Source organism: Variovorax sp. SRS16 (genome assembly GCF_901827165.1).
Classification (GTDB): Bacteria; Pseudomonadota; Gammaproteobacteria; order Burkholderiales; family Burkholderiaceae_C; genus Variovorax.
The window spans coordinates 1,142,013-1,163,459 of the sequence record NZ_LR594666.1 but is presented as its reverse complement, the minus strand read 5'-3'; the positions used below and the strand labels follow the sequence as shown (position 1 = coordinate 1,163,459).

Below are 21,447 nucleotides of genomic sequence, written 5' to 3'. Positions count from 1 at the left end.
TGGGAAAGAGAAAAGGCGGGCCATCCTCGTTAGGATCGGCCCGCCTTGTTTGGGGTTGTTATCGGCGGTTAGTTCACGCAGAAAGGCCGTGAATCAACGCAAGCCGGCGATGTAGTCCGCCACTGCCTTGATCTCGCGGTCGTTGAGCTTGGCCGCGACGCCGGTCATCTGGATGCTGTTCAGGCGCACGCCGTCGCGGAATTGCGTGAGCTCCGAGGCGACGTACTCGGCATGCTGGCCGGCCAGCCGGGGGTACTGCGCCGGAATGCCCGCACCGTTGGGGCTGTGGCAGCCGGCACAGGCCGGGACCTGACGGTCGGCAATGCCGCCGCGGTAGATCTTCTCGCCCAGCGCGACCAGGTCCTTTTCCTTCGCGAAGCCCAGCTTCTCCTTCTTGGAGGCGACGAACCAGGCGATGTCGCGCATCTCGTCGTCGGTCAGCGTGGCCGCCATGCCGCTCATGACGGCGTTCTTGCGTTTGCCCGACTTGAATTCCTCCAACTGCTTGAGGATGTACTCGGGATGCTGCTCGGCGAGCTTGGGGTTGGCGGCGATCGCCGAATTGCCGTCGGCGTTGTGGCACGAGGCACAGGCCTTGGCGGTGAATGCCGCCTCGCCCTTGGCCAGATCGGGCTTGGGCTTGGCAGCCGCTGCAGCCGGGGCGGCGGGGTGCTCGTCGGCCGCGAAGCTGGCGTTGGCGGCGACGCCCACGAGGGCTGCAAGCAGAAAATGGGCAAACAACTTCATATCGGGGGCTCGGATTTATGGCGCAAAACCCCGCGATTCTACAATGGCGCCCCGCTCCGAAAGCCCATCGATGACAACCCCGCCGCGCAAGCCGGCCTCCTATGCCCGTCGCAGCGCGCCTGCGACGGACGCCGCAACGGCCGAACGCGTGCGCATCGCGCGCGGCTGGCTGCACACCGCGCACTTCCTCACGAGCGCGCCGCAGCTCGAGCATCTGCCACCCTTCACGCTGCCCGAGATCGCCTTCGTCGGCCGCTCCAACGCCGGCAAATCGACGGCCATCAACACGCTCACGCAGCAGACCCGTCTGGCCTTCGCGTCCAAGACGCCCGGCCGCACACAGCACATCAATCTCTTCGGCGTCGGCAAGCAGAAGCTCGACGACGCGGTACTCGCCGACCTGCCGGGCTACGGCTATGCGGCCGTGCCGAAGGAAGCCAAGCTGCGCTGGCAGCGCGTGATGGGCAACTACCTGATGACGCGCGAGAACCTGCGCGGCGTGGTCCTGATGTGCGACCCGCGGCACGGCCTTACCGAGCTCGACGACATCCTGCTCGACGTCATCCGGCCACGCGTCGAACAAGGGCTCAAGTTCCTCGTGCTGCTGACCAAGGCCGACAAGCTCACGCGCTCCGACGGCGCGAAGGCGCTGTCGATTGCGCGACTGCAGGCCGGCGGCGGCGAGGTCAGACTGTTCTCCGCATTGAAGCTGCAAGGCGTCGACGAAGCCGCCGAGCTGCTGTGGCACTGGGCGCATCCGCACGACGAGGAGACCGAACCATGATCGAGACCTTTGCCCGCACGCTGCCGAACGGCACCACCCTCAGTTGCCGCGCCACCGGCGCGCCGGGCCGGCCGCTGATGGTGTTCCTGCACGGCTTTCCCGAGGCCGCGTTCATCTGGGACGAATTGCTCGAGCACTTTGCCGAGGCCGCACATGGCGGCTATCGCTGCATCGCGCCGAACCTGCGCGGCTTCGAGAAATCGAGCGCGCCCGCCGAGGTGTCGGCCTACCGGCCGCACCTGATGGTGCAGGACATCGCTCAGCTCGCCGAGAGCGAGAGCGCCAACGGCCGCATCGAGGCGCTGGTCGCCCACGACTGGGGCGGCGCCTTCGGCTGGGGCTATGCCAACCAGCATGGCGACAGGCTCGGCAAGCTGGTCATCATCAACTCGCCGCATCCCGGCATCTTCACGCGCGAGTTGCTGAACAACCCGGCACAGCAGGCCGCCAGTGCCTACATGAACTTCCTCGCCAAGCCCGGCGCGGAAGCGCTGCTGGCGGCCGACGACTTCAAGCGCATGTGGCCCTTCTTCACGCTGATGAAGGCAGGACCGGACGGCTTCGGCTGGCTGACCGAAGCGGTCAAGAACCAGTACCGCGAAGTCTGGAACGCGGGCTTGACCGGGGCGTGCAATCTCTACCGCGTCACGCCGATGAAGCCGGCGATGCCGGGCGGCCCTGCACCTGAGATTCCGACGCTGCCGCGCGAGCGCCTGACCGTCGCCGCACCGACCTTCGTGCTGTGGGCGCTCGACGATGCGGCCCTCCTGCCCGGATTGCTCGAAGGGCTGGAGGACTATGTGCCGAAGCTCGAGCTCCGCAAGGTGCCGGGCGCCACGCACTGGCTGGTGCACGAGCAACCGCAGTTCGTTGCCGCGGAGATCGAGGCCTTCCTGCAACGCGCTCAATAAACCGTCGCCTCGCCTTCCGGGCGCGTCTTGAAGCGCCGGTGCACCCAGTAGTACTGCGAGGGCATCGCGTCGATGTAGCCGGCCAGCCGCTCGTTCATCAGGGCGGTGTCGGCCACTGCATCGTCGGTGGGGAAGTTCTGCCAGGCCGGCAGCACTTCGATCTCGTAGCCCTGCTTCGTGAGTTTCGACACCACCGGCACGACCTTCGCGCGGCCCAGCCGCGCAAAGCGCGAGAGCGACGGCACCGTCGCCGCCAGCACGCCGAAGAATGGCACGAACACGGTCTGGTCGCGGCCGAAATCCATGTCGGGCAGCAGGTACAGCAGGCCGCCCTTGCGCAGCCCCGCGACGATCGGCTTGATGCCGTCGACGCGGTTCAGGGTGATCACGTTGCCGAAGCGCTTGCGGCCCTCGCGGATCCACTCGTCCACCGTCGGGTCGCGCTGCGTCGTGTAGATGGTGGTCGACGGCCGTGCCGTGTGCATCGTCAGCGCCGTGGCCGCGGCATCGAGGCCGTAGAAATGCGGCGCGAACAGGATCATCGGCTCGTCACCGTTGGCGATCTCGTCGATTTCCACGGCCGCGCCGTGCACCTTGAGCCGCTTCGCCACCAGCGCCGGCGGCGCATGCCAGAGCCAGCTTCGATCGAGCCAGGACTGCGCTACGTAGACGAAGGTCTCGCGCGCGATGCGGCGGCGCTCCTGCGCGGACTTGTCCGGAAAGCACAGGGCCAGATTGGTGTCGACCACGCGCCTGCGCGACACCGCGACGCCGTGCAGCACGCGCCCGAGCACGGCGCCGAAACCGCGCACCAGCGGCAGCGGCACGTGGGCCAGCGTGCGCATGAAGCCGACCCCCAGGCGCGACGAAAAGCTCATGCCTCGGCCCTCTCAGCGATGTCGCCACGCGGCGCCTTGAAGCGCGCGTAGTCCCAGACGTACTGGCCCGGCAGGCGGCGGATGAGCGCAGCGATGCCCTCATTCATCGCGGCCGCGCCAGCCTCGGGCGTCGCCTTGGGATCGCTCAGCGCCGTGCCGTCGAAAGGCTCGAAGCGGATGACGTAGCCCGCACCGCGCGGCAGGCGCTCGCACACACCGAGGAACACGCGCGCGCCGGTCTGGCGGGCCAGGCGCAGCAACAGGGTCATGGTGTAGGCCGGCCGCCCCAGGAACGGCGCCCAGACGCCCTGTCCGAGCGGCGGCACCTGGTCCGGCAGGATGCCCGTGTAGCCGCCGGCCCGCAGCGTGCGGATCAGCCCGCGAACCCCGGCCACGCTGGTCGGCAGCGTCTGCAGGCCGCGGCGGTCGCGCGAACCGGCCATGAGCTCGGCCATCCACTTCTTGCGGGCCGGGCGGAACAGCGCGGTGATCGGGCCGTAGGCCTCGAAGAAGCGCTCGCCCACCGCCTGGCCGAAAGTCTCCCAGCTGCCGATGTGCGGCGAGACCAGGATCACGCCCTTGCGCGCGGCCAGCGCCGCCTCGAAGGCCTCGATGCCGTCCCAGCGCACGATGTGCGGCAGCAGGCTTTCGCCCTGCGGCCGCATCCACAGCCAGGGCAGTTCGGCCACCATCGCGCCGGCCGCCGCGATGGCCGGGCGGTACTGCGCGGGCGCGAAGCCGGCGCGTTCGGCGTTCTCCCGGAAACGGCGCCGGTAGTCCGGCGCCGTCCACCAGACCAGCCATCCCAGCCATCCGCCCACCGCATGCATCCAGGGCAGCGGCACACGGGCGAGCAATCGGAACAGAGATGTCATCGACAACGAGGGGGTGAAAACCATGACGCGCGCGCAGGGTACAGCGCGGCTCGAATAGAATGCAAATTGTCGCTGAGTTATTGGAACTACTTGCAGGGCGACGTTAAACATCACTGCTAAAGCGTTCGCCAAGGCTCCCGACGGGTTGGCAACGCGCCAATTCAACTGTTTGGAGTTTCATCGACATGGCGAACGACTTTCTCTTCACTTCCGAATCCGTTTCCGAAGGCCACCCCGACAAGGTCGCCGACCAGATCTCGGACGCGATTCTCGATGCGATCTTTGCCCAGGACCCGCGCTCGCGCGTCGCCGCCGAGACGCTGACCAACACCGGCCTCGTGGTGCTGGCCGGCGAGATCACCACCAACGCCCACGTCGACTACATCCAGGTCGCGCGCGACACCATCAAGCGCATCGGCTACGACAACACCGACTACGGCATCGACTACAAGGGCTGCGCCGTCATGGTCTGCTACGACAAGCAGTCCAACGACATCGCGCAGGGCGTCGATCATGCGAGCGACGATCACCTGAACACCGGCGCCGGTGACCAGGGCCTGATGTTCGGCTACGCCTGCGACGAAACGCCCGAGCTGATGCCCGCGCCGATCTACTACGCGCATCGCCTGGTCGAACGCCAGGCCCAGCTGCGCAAGGACGGCCGGCTGCCCTTCCTGCGCCCCGATGCCAAGAGCCAGGTCACGATGCGCTACGTCGACGGCAAGCCGCACAGCATCGACACCGTCGTGCTCTCCACCCAGCACCATCCCGACCAGAGCGAGACGCCGACCAGGATGAAGGCCTCGTTCACCGAGGCCATCATCGAGGAGATCATCAAGCCGGTGCTGCCCAAGGAGTGGCTCAAGGAAACCAAGTACCTGATCAACCCGACCGGCCGTTTCGTCACCGGCGGCCCGCAGGGCGACTGCGGCCTCACCGGCCGCAAGATCATCGTCGACACCTACGGCGGCGCCTGCCCGCACGGCGGCGGCGCGTTCTCTGGCAAGGATCCGAGCAAGGTCGACCGCTCGGCCGCCTATGCCGCGCGCTACGTGGCCAAGAACATCGTCGCCGCCGGCCTTGCGCGCCAGTGCCAGATCCAGGTCGCCTATGCGATCGGCGTGGCGCGGCCGATGAACGTCACGGTCTACACCGAAGGCACGGGCGTGATCTCCGACGACAAGATCGCCGCGCTGATCCAGGAACACTTCGACCTGCGCCCGAAGGGCATCGTCCAGATGCTCGACCTGCTGCGCCCGATCTACGGCAAGACCGCAGCCTACGGCCACTTCGGCCGCGAGGAGCCCGAGTTCACCTGGGAAAGCACGGCCAACGCGGCCAAGCTGCGCGCGGCCGCCGGGCTCTGATCAGCCGCTGCCGTCTCGCAGCAGGCGGCGGACTTCCTCGTCGCTGGTCTGCGTGAAATCCGCATACCAGAGGCCGACCGCGTGGAAGTCCTCGGGCGTGAGGACGCACACGACCTCGTCGGCCACGGCCTGCAGGTTGCGGACCGCATCGCGCGAAGCCACCGGCACCGCCACCACGATGCGCTGCGGCCCGCCCGCGCGGGCTACCGCGACAGCCGCACGCATCGTGGCGCCAGTGGCCAGCCCATCATCGACCAGCAGCAGCACGCGGCCGGCCAGCACGGGCGCGGGGCGATCGCCGCGGTAGTGCTGCTCGCGCCGTGACAGCTCGGCCTCCTCGCGTGCGACCACGGCCTCCAGCGCGTCGCGCGAAACGGGCCAGCCACCGGATGGATCGGCCATCACGCGCACGCCACCGCCGGCGATCGCGCCCATCGCATATTCCTCCTGCCCCGGATAGCCGAGCTTGCGCACGACCAGCACATCGAGCGGCGCGCGCAGGAAGCGCGCCACCTCCCAGGCCACCGGCACGCCGCCGCGCGGCAGCGCGAGCACCAGCAGACCGGATTGCCCGCGCCACGCGACAAGCGCCTGCGCCAGCGCGCGGCCCGCATCGCGTCGATCCTTGAAGCTCATTCAGAAACGATACGCCCCACCCATGCCGATCGTCCAGTTCCGTCCCGGTGCGGGCTCGAAGTAGCGCGCGTTGCCTTCGTTGACGATCACCGAACCGGCATAGCGCCGATCGAAGAGGTTGTCGACGCGCGCGAAGGCGTTGAACTCCCAATGCTGCCAGTGCCGGACGTAGCCGGCCGACAAAGCCACCACCGCATAGCCCGGCGCGGCAGCGGTGTTGCGGTCGTTGGCCTGGATGCGGCCGAGCGCGCGCAACTCGGCGCCGGCGCGCCAACCCTCGGGCGGCGCCCAGCCGAAAGAAGCGAACAGCGCATTGCGCGCGATCCCGGGCATGAGGCTCCCGGCGACCACCGTGTTGCCGGCAACGCAAGGCGACGGCGAACAGAAGGCGTCGCGGTAGCGCGCATCGAGCCAGGTGTAGGCCAGTTGCGTGCGCCAGTGCTTCGCGGTCTCGTGCTGCCATGCGAGCTCGAAGCCATCGCGTCGCGTGCGGCCGGCATTCTGGTAGGTGGCGCGGCCGCCGACGTTGGTGTCGGTCACGATCTCGTTGCGGGTGCGTGTCTGGAACACCGCGGCCGTCAGAAGGCCGCCCGCGAGGCGCGCCTTGGCGCCGGCTTCGACGCTCTCGCTGACCGCGGGCTGCAGCGCGAAGTTGAGTCCGCCGAGGCCATCGGGCCGGTAGGAAAGCTCGTTCAGCGTCGGCGTCTCGAAGCCGCGGCCCGCCGACACGTAGAGCGCGAGATCGCGCGTCGGCTGATAGCGCAGCGAAGCCACCGGCAGCGCCTGCCCGTAGCGCGCGCGGCCGCTGTCATCGCCATTGGCACCGACGATGTAGTGGTCCTGCGAGTCGAAGCGCACGCTGCTGCGGCGCACGCCCGCCTCGAGTGTCCAGCGATCGGCGAACTGCCAGGTGCCCTGCACATAGGGATCGAGGTTGCTCGCTTCGTTGCGCTCGTCGCGGCGCAGCCGGCCCTGCACGCCCAGCAGCAGCGGCGACGCGGCCGGGCCGATGAAGTTCTCGAAGCCGGTGCGATGCTCGCGCAGGTCGTCGTAGGCAAGGCCGGCCACGAGATCGAAAGGCCGGCCGGCCAGCTGCAGGTGGCTGCTCCAGCGCAGGTCGATGCCGGCGTAGTCGCGATCGAGGCCGATCACCGCGCCCGCGCTGAGCGGATTCAGCTGCGCCGAAGGCGGGATCGCCTGGAACTGCGTGGTCTTTCGCTCGCCGCCATAGACCATCAGGCGCAGCGCGTTGTCGGCATCGATGCGGCGTTCGTACAGCAGGCCGAGCTGCGTCTGGTCCACGCTCTTGCGCGCGTCGTACTGCGTCGCGAGCGGGGCCGCATGCGGGTTCAGTGCATAGTCCGTGGCCGCCAGTCCCAACGGGTCCTGCGCCTGCAGGTGCACGCTGTTCAGGATCAGCGTGAGCTGGCTGCCGTCGTCCAGCCGGATGCCGAGCTTGCCGTTGGCGATGTCGCGCCGCGCGGCGCTGTGCTCGCGTGCACCGTCGATTTCGAAGTGACTGCCGCTGAGCAGGTAATCGATCGCGCCTGACGAACCGCCGAGCTGCGTCGCGGCCCGCGTGGTGCCGTAGCTGCCGGCGGCCAGCGAAAAGCCCAGCCTCGGCGCGCCCTCGCCGTCCTCGGTGAACACCTGCAGCACGCCGCCCGACGAATTGCCGTAGAGCGCGGAGAACGGGCCGCGCAGGACCTCCACATGGTCGATCGAGCCGATGTCGATGTTGGAGGTCTGCCCCTGGCCGTCGGGCAGCGTGGCCGGAATGCCGTCGACATAGAGCCGCACACCGCGCACGCCGAAGGTCGAGCGGGCGCCGAAGCCGCGCACCGACAGCTGCAGGTCCTGCGCGTAGTTCTGCCGGTTCTGGATCAACAGGCCGGGCACGGCCCCGAGGCTTTCGGAGAGGTTCACCTGCAGCCGGCTGTCGCGCATGTCCTCGCCCTCCACGCGGTCGACCGAGCCCGGCACGTCGAAAGGCGGCGCCGCGCCGCGCGGCGTCGAGACGGTGACGGCGGGCAAGGTGTCCGGGCGCGCCTCGTCCTGGCTGGATGGCGGCGCCTGCGCGACAGCGGCCAGGGGATGCAGTGCAAGCACGAGCAGCACGCAAACGGCGCGTTGGAGGAAGTGGTGGGTGTCGTTCATGTCGGCGTGGGCTCCGCAGTCTAGACATGGAGCCGGGCGCGGGCTGGCGCATTCGCGCCGATCCATATCGAAAACTTGCCAGCACCGGATGGCTCGGCACGACAGCAGCGCCTCGCAGGCAGAAGTCGAAGCGAGGTCGAAGCTTCGGGGCGTCGATTGTCACGATCTCTGGATCGGTTGGCCCGCTCCCTGTACGGCCGTCGACGCGGCGGAATCTAGAGTCCGCTTGGCTTCGGCCAACCCTTCGCTTTCGCAACTCAAGAGACAACACATGGCACAAGTCGAGACGCTCGAATCGGTCCGCTCCTTTCTCGCCCGGACCCACCAACTCCACATCGACGGCATCGGCGTCGACAGCCGGGAAGGCGCATCGTTCCCGGTGTTCGATCCCGCGACCGGGGACGTCCTGTGCCGAGTCCCGGCCGGAGGCGCCGCCGACATCGATGCCGCGGTCGCCGCAGCGCGCCGGGCCTTCGAGGGTCCGTGGCGCGCCATGCGGCCCGCCGACCGCGAGCGCGTGCTGCTCAGGCTCGCGCAGCTGATCGAGGACAACGCCGAGGAGCTGGCGCAGATCGAAACACTGAACCAGGGAAAGTCCATCACCTACGCGCGCGCGCTCGACATCGCCTACACGGCCGAATGCATGCGCTACATGGCGGGCTGGGCCACCAAGCTCGAAGGCCAGACGGTGGACGTGTCGATCCCCTTTCCGCAGGGCACGGCCTATCGCGCCTTCACCGTGCGCGAGGCACTCGGCGTGGTGGGCGCGATCGTGCCCTGGAACTTCCCGCTGCTGCTGGCCGTGATGAAGATCGCACCGGCCCTCGCGGCCGGCTGCACGGTGGTGCTGAAGCCGGCCGAGGAAACGCCGCTCACGGCACTTCGCTTCGCCGAGCTCTGCGCGGAAGCCGGCTTGCCGCCGGGCGTCCTCAATGTCGTCACGGGTCTGGGGCACACCGCGGGCGCGGCGCTGGCGATGCATCCAGGCATCGACAAGATCTCCTTCACCGGCTCCACGGAAGTCGGCAAGCTCGTCGGCCGCTCGGCACTGGAGAACGTCACGCGCTTCACGCTCGAGATGGGCGGCAAGTCGCCGTTCATGGTGTTGAAGGATGCGGACGTGTCACTCGCCGCAGCGGGCGCGGCCGGCGCGATCTTCTTCAATGCCGGCCAGGTCTGTGCGGCCGGCTCCAGGCTGTACGTGCACCGCTCGATCTTCGACGAGGTGCTCGACGGCGTCGCGCAGCACGCCCGCGCCATGCAGTGCGGTCCCGGCATGAATCCCGATTCGGGCATGACGCCGCTGGTTTCGCGCAAACAACTTGACCGCGTCACGCAGTACGTGGACGGCGGCGTGGCCGAAGGTGCGCGCATCGCCTATGCGGGCAGGATCGGCGGCGACGCGCGCGGCTTCTTCTATCCGCCGACCATCCTGGTGGACGCAGCGCACGGCATGCGCGTCGTGCAGGAGGAGATCTTCGGGCCCGTGCTGGTGGCCACGCCTTTCGACGACCTCGATGACCTCGTGGCCAAGGCGAACGGCACGAGCTACGGCCTCGCCTCGAGCATCTGGTCGCGCGACGTCGGCGAAGTGATGCGATTGATTCCGAGGATTCGCGCCGGCCTGGTGTACGTCAACACGCACGGGGTGATCGATCCGAACTTCAGCTTCGGCGGCGACAAGCAGTCCGGCATGGGCGTGGAAATGGGACGCGCCGGCGTGGAAGCCTTCACGCGCATCAAGTCCGTGTGCCTTGCCTACTAGTTCATCAAAAAAGGAGATTCAACGTGACTTCATTCAGACCCGGATTCGTACTGGCCGCCGTGCTGGCCTTGGGTGCCGCGGCGCCGCAGCACGCGATGGCCGCGCCCGGCTTCACACCGATCGGCGGCGAAGATCTTGCCCGGCCCAAGCAAGGCGGCGACGAGTGGCTCGCTGCCGGGCGCACCTACACCGGCACCTTCTCGAGCCCGCTCGCGACGATCAACGCGAAGAACGTCGCGAAGCTCGGCCTGGCATGGCATCTCGATCTGCCGACCGATCGGGGCCTCGAGGCCACGCCGCTGGTGGCGGACGGCGTCATGTACTTCTCGCTGCCCTGGGGCCACGTCATGGCCGTGGATGCGCGCACCGGCAAGGAGATCTGGCACTACGACCCCGGTGCGGTCAAGCAGGTGTCGAAGGACATCTGCTGCGATGCGGTCAACCGGGGCGTCGCGCTGTGGGGCGACAAGGTGTTCGTGGGCGTCATCGACGGGCGGCTCGTCGCGCTCGACCGCGCCACCGGCAAGGTCGCATGGGAGGTGCAGACCGTCGACCGGACCAAGCCCTACACGATCACCGGCCAGCCGCTGGTCATGAAGAACATCGTGGTGATCGGCAACAGCGGCGCCGACTTCGGCGCGCGTGGCTACATCACGGCCTACGACGTGAACAGCGGCAAGCAGCTGTGGCGCTTCTTCATCGTGCCCGGCGATCCGTCCAAGCCGTACGAGCACGAAGAACTCGCGATGGCCGCCAAGACCTGGAAGGGCGACAGCTACTGGAAGAACGGCGGCGGCGGCGGCAACGCGTGGGGCAACATGAACTACGACCCCGAGCTCGACCTGCTCTATGTCGGCACCGGCAACGGCTCGCCGTGGAATCGCGAGATCCGCAGTCCCGGCGGCGGCGACAACCTGTTCCTGTCGTCGATCCTCGCCATCCGGCCGGCCACCGGCAAGCTGGTCTGGTACTACCAGACGACGCCCGGCGAAAGCTGGGACTACACGGCCACCGCGAACATGGTTCTGGCCGACCTGAAGATCAAGGGCAGGCAGCGCAAGGTATTGATGCAGCTGCCGAAGAACGGCTTCTACTACGTGCTCGACCGCGCGACCGGCGAGCTGCTGTCCGCCGACAAGGTCGGCAAGGTGACGTGGGCCAGCAAGGTCGACATGAAGACGGGCCGCCCGGTGGAAGAGCCGGGCGTGCGCTATGAGAAAAAGCCGATCGTCATGTGGCCCGGCCCCTATGGCGCGCACAGCTGGCAGCCGATGGCGCTGAGCCGCAAGACCGGCCTGGTCTACATCCCTTACCAGGAGATGGCGGGCGCGTACCGGAACGAAGGGGCGGACTTCGTCCATCGACCCAGCAACTTCAACACGGGCAGCGCCTTCTACGAAGGCACGTCCTTCCCGAAGAGTTTCGCCAGCGGCGCGCTGATCGCGTGGGATCCGGTCCAGCGCAAGGTGGTGTGGAAGGTGCCGCACGAGTCGGTCTGGAACGGCGGCGCGCTGGTCACCGATGGCAACCTCGTGTTCCAGGGCAATGCCTTCGGCAAGTTCGTCGCCTACGCGGCCGACACCGGCAAGACGCTCTGGGACTTCGATGCGCAGACCGGCATCATCGCCAGCGCATCCACCTACATGATCGATGGCGATCAGTACGTGGCCCTGCTCGCCGGCTGGGGAGGCGGCGCGCCGATGGTGGGCGGCGAGGCCGACAACTTCACGGGCGTGCGCAACGTCAGCCGCTTGCTGGTCTTCAAGCTCGGCGGCAGCGACAAGCTGCCGCCCCTCGCGCCGCAGGTGGTGAGCCACCGCGTACCGACCGGTACCGATGCCAGCGCCGCCGTCATCGCGAACGGCAACAAGGACTTCGGCATCTACTGCGCCAAGTGCCACGGCGTGGGCGGCGAAAGCGGCGGGCTCGTTCCCGATCTGCGGCGTTCGCCGATGATCCTCAGCGCCGAGGCTTTCCGGGTCACCGTCACGGACGGCCGGGAGCCGCGCGGCATGCCTTCGTTTTCCACCGACCTGAAGCCGCGGGAGATCGAAGAGATCCGGGCCTACCTGCTCGACAAGGAGATGAAGGACTTCGGCAAGCCGACCGCCGGCAAGTGAGCGCCGCGCGCGGGCCGGTCAGGCTTCGGTCCGCGCGCTTCGCCGCGCATCGCGCAGCGCGGTGCGCAGGCCCTCTTCGACCACCGGATGGTAGAAGGGCATGGACAGCATCTGGTCGATGCGCATGCGCGCCTGCAGCGCCCACGCCATCAGATGACCGAGGTGCTCGGCATCCGGGCCGAACATCTCCGCACCCAGAAAGAACCCCGCGCGATCGGCATAGACGCGCAGCAGCCCGCGGTTGCGCAGCATCACGCGGCTGCGCCCCTGATTGGCGAAGGAGGCCTGGCCGACGACGACATCGCCTGCGCGTTGCGCCAGCGCCCAACCGCCGCCGACGATCGCCATCTGCGGATCGGTGAATGCGATCGACAGGCGCGCGCGCCGCTCGCCACCGCGCACGCGCGGAAAGCTCGCGGCGTTGCGGCCGGCGATGCGTCCCTCGTCGACCGCTTCGTGCAGCAGGTTGTCCTCGCCGCTCGCATCGCCGGCAACGAAGACCGGGCTGGCACCGACCTGCATCGTGGTGCGGTCGAAGCGCCAGCCGCCCGCCGCGACGGCGGCGCCCCACGAGGTGGTCTCGAGGCCGGCCGGCAGCCTGGGCGCGCGGCCGGCGGCCGCGATGACGCAGGCGAAGCGCTCGCTCGCCCGGCTGCCGTCCTGCGTCACGTAGTCGACCCGCACCTCGCCGCCATCGGCGTGGAAGACCGCACGCGCATCGCAGTCGAGCGGCAGCGCATCGGCCCAGACCGCGCAGGCCTGGCGATGCACTTCGGGGTCGGTGAGCACGCCCAGCCGCCCGCCGCGGCCGAACAGCCGCACGCGCACGCCCAGCCGGTGCAGGGCCTGTCCCAGCTCCAGCGCAACGACGCCGGTACCGACGATGGCCGCGCTGGCCGGCAGATGGGGCAGCTCGAACAGGCTGTCGGTGGTGAGGCACAGCGCACGCACCGCATCGAGTTCGCGCGGCACGACCGGCACGGAGCCGGTGGCGAGCACGATGCGGCCCGCGTGCACGCGCGTCGCATCGCCGTTCGCGTGCGTGACCACGAGCACATGGCCGCCGACGAAGCGCGCGACACCGGCGAGCTTGTCGGTGGCCGGATAGGCATCGACCTCACGCAGCACGAAGCCGACGAAGCGGTCGCGCTCGCGCCGCACGCGGTCCATCACGCCCGCGAGCGCATCGCCGGCGCGTGCCGCGGGCGCCGGCAGGCCGAAGTCCGAGGCCGTGTCGCCCGCATGCGCCGCATCGGCCGCCGCGATCAGCAGCTTGCTCGGCATGCAGCCCACGCGGGCGCAGGTGGTGCCGAAGTCGCCGCCTTCGATCAGCACCGTGCGCGCACCCGCCGCGACGGCCGCGCGGTAGGCGGCCATGCCCGCCGAGCCGCCGCCGACGACGGCAACGTCGACCTCCAGGGTCGGCGGCGCGGTCATCGGGCGCGCTGCCCGAGCAGCACGGCGCGCGCCTCCGGCGTCATGGTGGAGCGGCCTTCGCGCCATTCGTTGGCCGTGCGGAAGCCGCGGTTGACCGCGGGCCGCGCCGCGATCGTGGCCAGCCATTGCGCCAGCGCCGGAAAGCTCTCGATGTCCAGGTGGTGATGGCGCCACAGCCGCACCCAGACCCAGCATGCGATGTCGGCGATCGAATAGTCGCCGGCCAGGTAAGGCCGATCGGCCAGCCGGCGCTCCAGCACGCCGTACAGCCGGTGGATCTCGTTGTTGAAGCGATCGATCGCGTAGGGCACCGGCTCGGCCGCGTACTCGTTGAAGTGATGCACCTGTCCCGCGGTCGGCCCGAGGCCCGACATCTGCCACATCAGCCACTGGCTCGTCTCGTGCCGCCGACGCAGTTCGGTGGACCAGAAGCGGCCGTGCTTGTCGGCGAGGTACATCATGATCGCGCCCGACTCGAAGAGCGCCAGCGGCGGCCCGCCATCGGCCGGTGCATGGTCGACCAGCGCGGGGATGCGGTTGTTGGGATTGATGCGCAGGTAGGCCGGCTCGAACTGATCGCCACGGCGGATGTCGACCTTGACGAGCCGGTAGGGCACGCCCAGTTCCTCCAGCAGGATCGAGATCTTCCAGCCGTTGGGCGTGGGCCAGTAGTGCAGGTCGAGCGCGGCGTCCGGCGCCGCGGCCTCTGCATCGGTCGCGAGCGTCATGGCTGCAGCGCGGCGAGGCAGCCGGTGGCGCGCAGCACGGGTTCGATGCGTTCGCGCGCGGCGCCGTCGAGGCCGCGCCACTCGTCGCGCAGCCAGCGCAGGCACTTGGCCTGGTAGCGGAACGCGCCCTGGCTGTAGCTGCGTCCGAGCAGCTCGACGCGCACCGTCGGCTCGCCGCGTTCGACCGCCGCTGCATTGGCGACCAGGAACGGCAGGTAGGCATCGCCGATGACGCGCAGCAGATCGATCACGCCCGCCGGCAGCGCCGTGGCATCGGACAGCCATTCGCCCTGCACGCCCGAGGCTTCGTCGAGCGCGTAGATCCAGTCCAGCGTGCCGGGCGAACTGCGCCGCATGATCTCGGCCGGCGTCGGATCGTTGCGGCAGGTGAAGAGCGCGCCGAACAGACCGAAGTCGCCCAGCGACGGGCGCGAGCCGAAGAGATAGCTCTGCGTCTCGCGCAGCCGGCTCATCGCATCGAGCACGCGCGCATAGGTGGCCTCGATGACCGGCGCGTTCTGCGGCGTGGCACCGACCAGCGGCATGCGCGACACCTGGCGGTCGCGGAACTGGTCGGCTGCATGCGCGATCGTCGCCTGCGCCACGCCGCCGCCGAGCAGCTCGCCCATCACGAGCCGGTTGGTCGCGTTGCGGTCGCTCTCGTTGCCCCAGCGGTACTGGAACGCGATCTTCACGCCCCACTCGTCGCCGAAGTCGTCGATCAGGTTCGACAGGAACGCCAGCCCCGGATCGGCCGGCACCACCGAGCGATGGCCCGGATGCAACTGCTCCAGATCGAGCGCGATGAAGGTCGAGTCGGTGTGGAAGGAACGGTCGTGCGGATACCAGAGGATCGGCACGATGCGCGGCTTCACTTCGGCCAGCTCGGGGCGCACGAGCTGGAAGTCGGGCGCCCAGTCGAAACTGGCCGGCATCCAGTCGAAGGGGATGTGGCGATAGCGCAGCACGGCGCGCAGCTTGGCCGCGTACGGCGAGGCGAGGACGCCGTAAAGGCGGTAGCGATCTGACATGACGGTCTCCAGCAGGGCAACGGTTCGTTGAATGAAGCTTCGATGCTAGGAACGAAGCCCGCTGCGCTGTCATGATTGCGCGCCATCGCGTGTCGCGCAGCGGACGTTTCGCTGCTCGCCGGCGGCGCCCCGGGCCGTCAGTTGAAGTACTGGCCCGGCGTCTGGCCGACGGTGCGGCGGAACATCTCGATGAAGGCGCTCGCGCTTTCGTAGCCGACATCCAGCGCGGTGCTGGTGACCGAATCGCCCATGCCGAGCCGCACCATCGCCGCCATCAGCCGCGCCTGCCGCCGCCAATGCGCGAAGGACACGCCGGTCTCCTTGAGGAACAGCCGCGTCAGCGTGCGGCCGCTGGCGCAGGCGATGTCCGCCCAATCTTCGAGGGTGCGCGGATCGGCCGGGTTCTCGCGCAGCGCGATGCAGATGCGGCGGATGCGCGGATCCTGCGGCAGCGGCAGCAGCAGCGGCGCCACCTGGCACACGTCGATCTCGTCGAACAGCAGGCCGATCGCGCGCTCGTGATGCGCGGTCGAACGGAAGGTGGACGGATCTTCGACCACGCGCAGGATCAGTTCGCGCAGCAGCGGCGTGACGCGAACGAAGGTGCAGGCGGTGGGCAGCGGCACATCCACGTCGGAGCGGATCAGCAGGTTGCGCAGGCTCAGATTGGTGGCCGGATGGAAGGTGTGGCGCACGTGGTGCGGCACCCAGACCGCGCGCTGCGGCGGCACCACCCACGAACCGCCCATGCCCTCGATGACCATCACGCCCGAGCTCGAGAACATCAGCTGGCCGCGGCCGTGCTCGTGCGGCTCGACCGTGGTGCCCGCCGGTATCTCCATGGACAGGCCGACCATCGGCGCGGCGCCCATGTCGTGCTCGAGTTCGCTGATATGGTGGGCCGACAATTCGAACTGGTCCATCGCAGAGTCTCCGTCAGTTGCGCACCGGCGCATGATAGCCAGCGAGCGGGAAAACGCGAGTCACGCGAGCCGGCCGTGCGGCGCGCGGCCCTGTTCAGCGCCGGCCGCGCACGAGCCGGCGCACCGCGCCTTCGATGCCCGAGGGCATGAGGAACACCACGACGATCAGCAGCACGCCGTAGATCGCCCAGGTCGCGGACTTCGAGACCTGGTCCACCAGGTTCGGCACGAACTGGATGAACACGGCGCCGTAGAGCGCGCCCCGCACCGTGCCCAGCCCGCCGATGACGACGCCGATGACGAGCGTGATCGACAAGAAGAAGTTGAAGCTGTCCGGCGACACGAACTGCACGACCATCGCGCTCAGCGCGCCGGCGACGCCGGTGTAGAGCGCGCTGATGCCGAAGGTCAGCGTCTTGATGCCGGACACGTCCACGCCCATCGCCGCCGCCGCGATCGGCTGCTCGCGGATCGCGACCAGCGCGCGGCCGAGGCGCCCGCCCAGCAGGTTGCGCGCCGCCACGAAGGCCAGCAGCGTGATCGCCAGCACGCACAGGTAGAGCCATTGGTCCGGCGACAGCGGCAGGCCCGCGGGCACTTCGGGCTTGGCCAGCAGGATGCCCTGCACGCCGCCGGTCCAGTCTTCGAGCGCCTTCCACTTGAGCAACTGCGGCACCGCCACCGCCAGCGCGAAGGTCGCCAGCGCGAGGTAGTGGCCTTCGAGCCGCAGCGCGGGCAGGCCGAAGGCGAAGCCGACGACGAAGCACAGCACCGCGGCCATCGGTATCGCGGCCCAGCCGGGCGCCGCGAAGTGATCGACCAGGATCGCGGTGGTGTACGCGCCGACGGCGAAAAAGGCGCCGTGCCCGAGCGAGATCTGGCCCGAGTAGCCGACCAGCATGTTCAGGCCGAGCAGCGCGATCGCATAGATCATCGCCAGCGTGGCCTGGAACAGGTAGAAGCCGGGCGCGACCAGCGGCAGGACCAGCGCCGCGGCGGCGATCGCGCACGGCAGCAGCCATGCGGCGGCGCCGGGCTTGCGCGCGACGAGCGGGGAAGACACGGTGATGTCCGTCATGCTCAGACCCTCGTGACCACGGGCGTGCCGAACAGGCCGGAGGGCCTGAACAACAGCACGCCGATGATGAGCATCAGCGCCACGGACAGCTTGAGCTCCGTGCCGATGACATAAGCGCCGAGCACGTTCTCGAGCACGCCGACGATCACGCCGCCCGCGATCGCGCCCCAGGGGCTGTCGAGGCCGCCCAGCAGCGCGGCGGCGAAGCCGTAGATCAGCACGCCGGACATCATGCTCGGGTCGAGGTAGACCACCGGCGCGACCAGCACGCCGGCGACGGCGCCGATCGCGGCCGCGAGCCCCCAGCCGAAGGCGAGCATCCAGCCGACGCGGATGCCCACCAGCCGCGCCGACATCGGGTTGTGCGCGGTCGCCTGCATCGCGAGGCCAAGCTTCGTGAAATTGAAGAAGAGATAGAGCGCCGCCACCAACACCAGCGTCACGGCGATCGATCCCAGTTCGTGCACGGAGATGAGCGCGCTGTCGAACGCCCGGCCGCTGCCGAAGGGGCTCGGGAAGATCCGCGCGCTGTAGCCGAAGAGCCAGCCGGCGAGGCTGTTGAAGATCACCAGCAGCGCGATGAAGAGCAGCACGGTGGTGAGCGCGGGCGCGAAGCGCGCGCGATGGATGACGAAGCGCTGGATCAGCATGCCAGTCGCGAAGGCGGCGACCAGCGTGAGGCCCAGCGCGGCCCAGGCGGGCAGCCCTGCCTGCATCAGCATCCAGGCGATGTAGGTCGAGAACATGGCCATCTCGCCCTGCGCGAAGTTGAGGTGATGGGTCGACTGGTAGACGATGACCGCCGCCAGCCCGAGCGCGCCGTAGACGCCGCCCATCGCGATGCCCGAAATGATCTGGTGCAGCAAGCCTTCCATGCGGTGCTCCTGGTAGTGAGTGGTGAGATGCCGCAGGCGTATCAGTGGCCGAGGTAGGCCTGCCTGACGGCGTCGTTGCAGCGCATCTGGTCCGGCGTGCCGTGCGCGACGACGCGCCCGGTCTCCAGCAGGTAGACCTGTGTCGCGATGCCGAAAGCCAGGTTCGCGTTCTGCTCGACCAGCAGCAGGCTCAGGCCTTCCTGCTCGCGAATGGTGTGCAGGATCTGGTAGACCTCCTGCACCACCAGCGGGGCCAATCCGAACGAGGGCTCGTCGAGCATCAGCAGCGTCGGCCGCAGCATGAGCGCGCGCGCGATCGCCAGCATCTGCTGCTCGCCGCCCGACAGCGTGCCGGCCTGCTGATGGCGGCGCTGCCTGAGCCGCGGGAAGTAGGCATACATGCGCTCGAGGTCGCGCGCGACTTCCTGCCGGTTGCGGTGCAGGTAGGCGCCGAGCAGCAGATTCTCCTCGGCGCTCAGCGGCATGAAGGTGCCGCGGTCGGCCGGCACGTGGGCCACGCCGAGCCGCGCGACCGATTCGGCCGCGAGGCGCCGGCCCTGCACGCCGCACAGGCGGATGTCGCCCTCGCGCTGCACCAGGCCGCTCAGCGCCATGAGCGTGGTCGTCTTGCCGGCGCCGTTGGCGCCCAGCAGCGCCGTCACGCCGCCGCTGCGGACCTCGAAGCCGACGTCGAACAGCACCTGCGTGCGGCCGTAGTACGCGGCCAGGCCCTGCACGGCGACGATGGGTTCGGCGGGCGTCATGGCGTGGCGGCGCCGAGATAGGCTTCGATCACCGCGGGATCGTTCTGCACCTGGACCGGGCTGCCCTGCGCGATCTTGCGGCCGAAGTTGAGTGCGACGACCTGGTCCGAGATGCCCATCAGGAAACGCATGTGATGCTCGACCACCAGCACCGTGATGTCGAGGCGGCGGCGGATGTCGCGCACCAGCTCGGCCAGCGCATCGAGTTCGCCGGCGTTGAGGCCTGCCGCGGGTTCGTCCAGCAGCAGCAGGGTCGGTGCGCTGGCCAGGGCGCGTGCCAGTTCGATGCGCTTTTGCAGGCCGAAGGGCAAGGCATCGGCGCGCTGGTCGGCCCAGCGCTCGAGGCCGACGAGGCGCAGCAGCTCGTCGGCCCTGTGCGCGCTGAACGCTTCCTCGCGCCGCATCGCGCGGCTGCGGAAAACGCTGGCCAGCACGCCGGCGCGTGTGCGGCAGTGCGTACCGACGCGCACGTTGTCCATGACCGACATGGCACGGAACAGCGCGAGGTTCTGGAAGGTGCGGCCGATGCCCAGCCCGGCGATGCGATGGCGCGGCAGGCGCGACAGCGGCTGGCTGCGCCAGTAGATCTCGCCGGCCGAGGGCGCATAGAGGCGGCTGATGCAATTGAAGAGCGAGCTCTTGCCGGCGCCGTTGGGTCCGATCAGGCCGCAGATCTGCTTCTCGCGCACGCCGAAGGACACCGCGTCCAGCGCCAGCACGCCGCCGAAGCGCAGGCTGAGCTCGCGCACTTCCAGCAGGTTCCGTCCGTCGTTCATGGCCTGCATCCGTTCAGCTGACCTGGCGCTGCTGGCCGGCCCAGTACCTGGCGCGCAGGGTCTTCTTGTCCGGCTTGCCGAGCGCGGTGAGCGGCAGCGCATCGAGGAAGTCGACCGACTTGGGCGTGGCCACCGCGCCCTTCTTCTCGCGCACCCAGTGCATGATCTCGCCGGCCGTGACCGTCGCGCCCTCGCGCAGCACGATCATGGCCTTGACCGCCTCGCCCCACTTGCCGTCGGGCACGCCGATGACGGCGGCCGAGCTGATGGCCGGGTGCGCGGTGATCACATCCTCGATCTCGCGCGGATAGACGTTGAAGCCGCCCGAGACGATCATCTCCTTGCGCCGATCGACGATGTGCAGGAAGCCTTCGCCATCCTCGAACGCGAGGTCGCCGGTGTGCAGCCAGCCGCCGCGCAGCGTCTCGGCCGTCTCTTCCGGCTTGTTCCAGTAGCCCTGCATGATCGACGGACCGCGAAAGCAGATCTCGCCGATGTCACCGCGCTTGACCGGATGGTGGTCGTCGTCGAGCAGCGCCACCGTGATGCCGGGAAGCGGCCGGCCGCACGAGGCATGGCGTCCGGCCACGCCGCCCTGGTGCTCCTTCTTGCGCAGCACGGTCGCGCAGTTGGGCGCCTCGGACTGCGAGTAGATCTGCATGAACACCGGCCCGAACAGCGCGATCGCTTCCGCCAGCCGTGCGGGCGAGATCGGCGAGCCGCCGTAGATGACCGTCTCGAGCGCGGAGGTGTCGACCGGCGCCGTGCGCTGCGCCTCGATCAGCAGGTAGATCATGGTCGGCACGAGGAAGGTGCTGTTGATGCGGTCGCGCGCCACCGTGGCGAGGAACTTGCGCGCATCGAAGCCCGCATGCAGATGGATGGTGCCGCCGCGGCTCAGGATCGGCACCAGCATGCAGCCGGTCGCGTGGGTGATCGGCGTGCTGCACAGGAAGCGGATGTCCGCGGGCCATTCCCAGCCCGACAGCGTCAGCAGCACGTTCATGACCATCGAGCGGTTGGTGAGCGTCACGCCCTTCGAGCGTCCGCTGGTGCCGCCGGTGTAGAGCAGCGCCACCACATCCTCCGGATGCGACTTGGCCTTCGACTTCGCCGGCGCCCCGGTCATCGGCAGCGAGAAGATGTCGGTGGCAAAGTCCGAGGCGCCATGCGAGAACACATGCCGCAGCGAGGTCGCGCGGGACAGCAACTGCCGGGCGTGCTCTCCGAACTGCGCCGGCTCGACCACCAGCGCCGACACTTCCGCGTCCTCGAGGATGTAGGCATGGTCGTCGACCGAGCCCATCGGATGCAGCGGCGTGTAGCGCAGGCCGAGCGCGAACGAGGCCAGCTGGACGATGACGGCGTCGATCCGGTTGCTCGACAGCTGGGCGATGCCATCGGTGCGCGCGAGCCCGGCGCTCAGCAGGCGGTCCTGCATCTGGTGCACGGCGGTGCGCAGCGCCGCGTAGCTGAGGCTGCGTCCGTCCTGGACCAGCGCGGGCGCGTCGGGGTTCTGCTGCAGCGCGAGCTCGACGAGGTCCGAGTAGGTGGCGCTGTCGTGGAGGTGGCGGTCGATCATGGGTCTCCTTCGG

General features: G+C 69.0%; 19 protein-coding genes. 5 read left to right on the top strand and 14 right to left on the bottom strand.

What is annotated here, in order from left to right; genetic code table 11:
* Window positions 1–93: 93 nt before the first annotated feature.
* Entirely contained in the window at window positions 94–747 is a 654-nt protein-coding gene (locus E5P2_RS05565; protein WP_162566161.1) for a c-type cytochrome, read from the bottom strand.
* Window positions 748–817: 70 nt separating this feature from the next.
* Between E5P2_RS05565 and yihA the strand changes: the two genes are divergently transcribed.
* Together yihA and E5P2_RS05555 are read left to right on the top strand one after the other, a co-directional pair.
* Window positions 818–1,531, top strand: coding sequence for a ribosome biogenesis GTP-binding protein YihA/YsxC (gene yihA / locus E5P2_RS05560; protein WP_162566160.1), 714 nt, complete (start codon window positions 818–820; stop codon window positions 1,529–1,531).
* Window positions 1,528–2,442 carry an alpha/beta fold hydrolase gene (locus E5P2_RS05555; RefSeq protein ID WP_162566159.1) on the top strand — a complete coding sequence of 305 codons (915 nt, stop codon included), beginning with the start codon at window positions 1,528–1,530 and terminating at the stop codon, window positions 2,440–2,442. The genes yihA and E5P2_RS05555 overlap by 4 nt, the downstream gene beginning before the upstream one ends.
* Here E5P2_RS05555 and E5P2_RS05550 read toward each other — a convergent pair.
* Window positions 2,436–3,320, bottom strand: a complete 885-nt coding sequence (locus E5P2_RS05550; protein WP_162566158.1) for a lysophospholipid acyltransferase family protein — start codon at window positions 3,318–3,320, stop codon at window positions 2,436–2,438. The genes E5P2_RS05555 and E5P2_RS05550 overlap by 7 nt on opposite strands.
* Entirely contained in the window at window positions 3,317–4,195 is an 879-nt protein-coding gene (locus tag E5P2_RS05545) for a lysophospholipid acyltransferase family protein (RefSeq protein WP_162566157.1), read from the bottom strand. Before E5P2_RS05545 ends, E5P2_RS05550 begins: the two co-directional genes overlap by 4 nt.
* Window positions 4,196–4,380: 185 nt before the next feature.
* Between E5P2_RS05545 and metK the strand changes: the two genes are divergently transcribed.
* Window positions 4,381–5,562, top strand: a complete 1,182-nt coding sequence (gene metK / locus E5P2_RS05540) for a methionine adenosyltransferase (protein ID WP_162566156.1) — start codon at window positions 4,381–4,383, stop codon at window positions 5,560–5,562.
* Here metK and E5P2_RS05535 read toward each other — a convergent pair whose 3' ends face one another.
* Entirely contained in the window at window positions 5,563–6,198 is a 636-nt protein-coding gene (locus E5P2_RS05535; protein WP_162566155.1) for a phosphoribosyltransferase, read from the bottom strand.
* Window positions 6,199–8,355: a TonB-dependent receptor gene (locus E5P2_RS05530; protein ID WP_162566154.1), complete on the bottom strand. Its 2,157-nt coding sequence runs from the start codon at window positions 8,353–8,355 to the stop codon at window positions 6,199–6,201.
* Window positions 8,356–8,626: 271 nt separating this feature from the next.
* Here E5P2_RS05530 and E5P2_RS05525 point away from each other — a divergent pair, with 271 nt between their 5' ends.
* Together E5P2_RS05525 and E5P2_RS05520 are read left to right on the top strand one after the other, a co-directional pair.
* Window positions 8,627–10,120, top strand: a complete 1,494-nt coding sequence (locus E5P2_RS05525) for an aldehyde dehydrogenase family protein (protein WP_162566153.1) — start codon at window positions 8,627–8,629, stop codon at window positions 10,118–10,120.
* A 23-nt stretch (window positions 10,121–10,143) separates the two neighbouring features.
* Window positions 10,144–12,240, top strand: coding sequence for a PQQ-dependent dehydrogenase, methanol/ethanol family (locus tag E5P2_RS05520; RefSeq protein ID WP_197908452.1), 2,097 nt, complete (start codon window positions 10,144–10,146; stop codon window positions 12,238–12,240).
* An 18-nt stretch (window positions 12,241–12,258) separates the two neighbouring features.
* Here E5P2_RS05520 and E5P2_RS05515 read toward each other — a convergent pair whose 3' ends face one another.
* The 9 genes from E5P2_RS05515 to E5P2_RS05475 form a co-directional block, all read right to left on the bottom strand.
* Window positions 12,259–13,677, bottom strand: a complete 1,419-nt coding sequence (locus tag E5P2_RS05515; RefSeq protein ID WP_162566152.1) for a dihydrolipoyl dehydrogenase — start codon at window positions 13,675–13,677, stop codon at window positions 12,259–12,261.
* Window positions 13,674–14,405: a glutathione S-transferase N-terminal domain-containing protein gene (locus tag E5P2_RS05510; protein ID WP_162566151.1), complete on the bottom strand. Its 732-nt coding sequence runs from the start codon at window positions 14,403–14,405 to the stop codon at window positions 13,674–13,676. The genes E5P2_RS05515 and E5P2_RS05510 overlap by 4 nt, the downstream gene beginning before the upstream one ends.
* Window positions 14,402–15,436 (bottom strand): glutathione S-transferase N-terminal domain-containing protein, encoded by a 1,035-nt coding sequence (locus E5P2_RS05505; protein ID WP_162566150.1) that lies wholly within the window; start codon window positions 15,434–15,436, stop codon window positions 14,402–14,404. The genes E5P2_RS05510 and E5P2_RS05505 overlap by 4 nt, the downstream gene beginning before the upstream one ends.
* A gap of 137 nt (window positions 15,437–15,573) precedes the next feature.
* On the bottom strand, window positions 15,574–16,359 hold the full coding sequence (locus tag E5P2_RS05500) for an AraC family transcriptional regulator (RefSeq protein WP_162566149.1): 786 nt from the start codon (window positions 16,357–16,359) through the stop codon (window positions 15,574–15,576).
* 94 nt (window positions 16,360–16,453) lie between these two features.
* Window positions 16,454–17,437 (bottom strand): branched-chain amino acid ABC transporter permease, encoded by a 984-nt coding sequence (locus tag E5P2_RS05495; protein ID WP_162566148.1) that lies wholly within the window; start codon window positions 17,435–17,437, stop codon window positions 16,454–16,456.
* Between the two features lie 2 nt (window positions 17,438–17,439).
* Window positions 17,440–18,312, bottom strand: a complete 873-nt coding sequence (locus tag E5P2_RS05490; protein WP_162566147.1) for a branched-chain amino acid ABC transporter permease — start codon at window positions 18,310–18,312, stop codon at window positions 17,440–17,442.
* Window positions 18,313–18,353: 41 nt separating this feature from the next.
* Entirely contained in the window at window positions 18,354–19,076 is a 723-nt protein-coding gene (locus E5P2_RS05485; RefSeq protein ID WP_162566146.1) for an ABC transporter ATP-binding protein, read from the bottom strand.
* Window positions 19,073–19,852 carry an ABC transporter ATP-binding protein gene (locus tag E5P2_RS05480; RefSeq protein ID WP_162566145.1) on the bottom strand — a complete coding sequence of 260 codons (780 nt, stop codon included), beginning with the start codon at window positions 19,850–19,852 and terminating at the stop codon, window positions 19,073–19,075. Before E5P2_RS05480 ends, E5P2_RS05485 begins: the two co-directional genes overlap by 4 nt.
* A 13-nt stretch (window positions 19,853–19,865) precedes the next feature.
* Complete coding sequence (locus E5P2_RS05475) at window positions 19,866–21,434, bottom strand: AMP-binding protein (protein ID WP_162566144.1); 1,569 nt, start codon at window positions 21,432–21,434, stop codon at window positions 19,866–19,868.
* Window positions 21,435–21,447 lie beyond the last annotated feature (13 nt).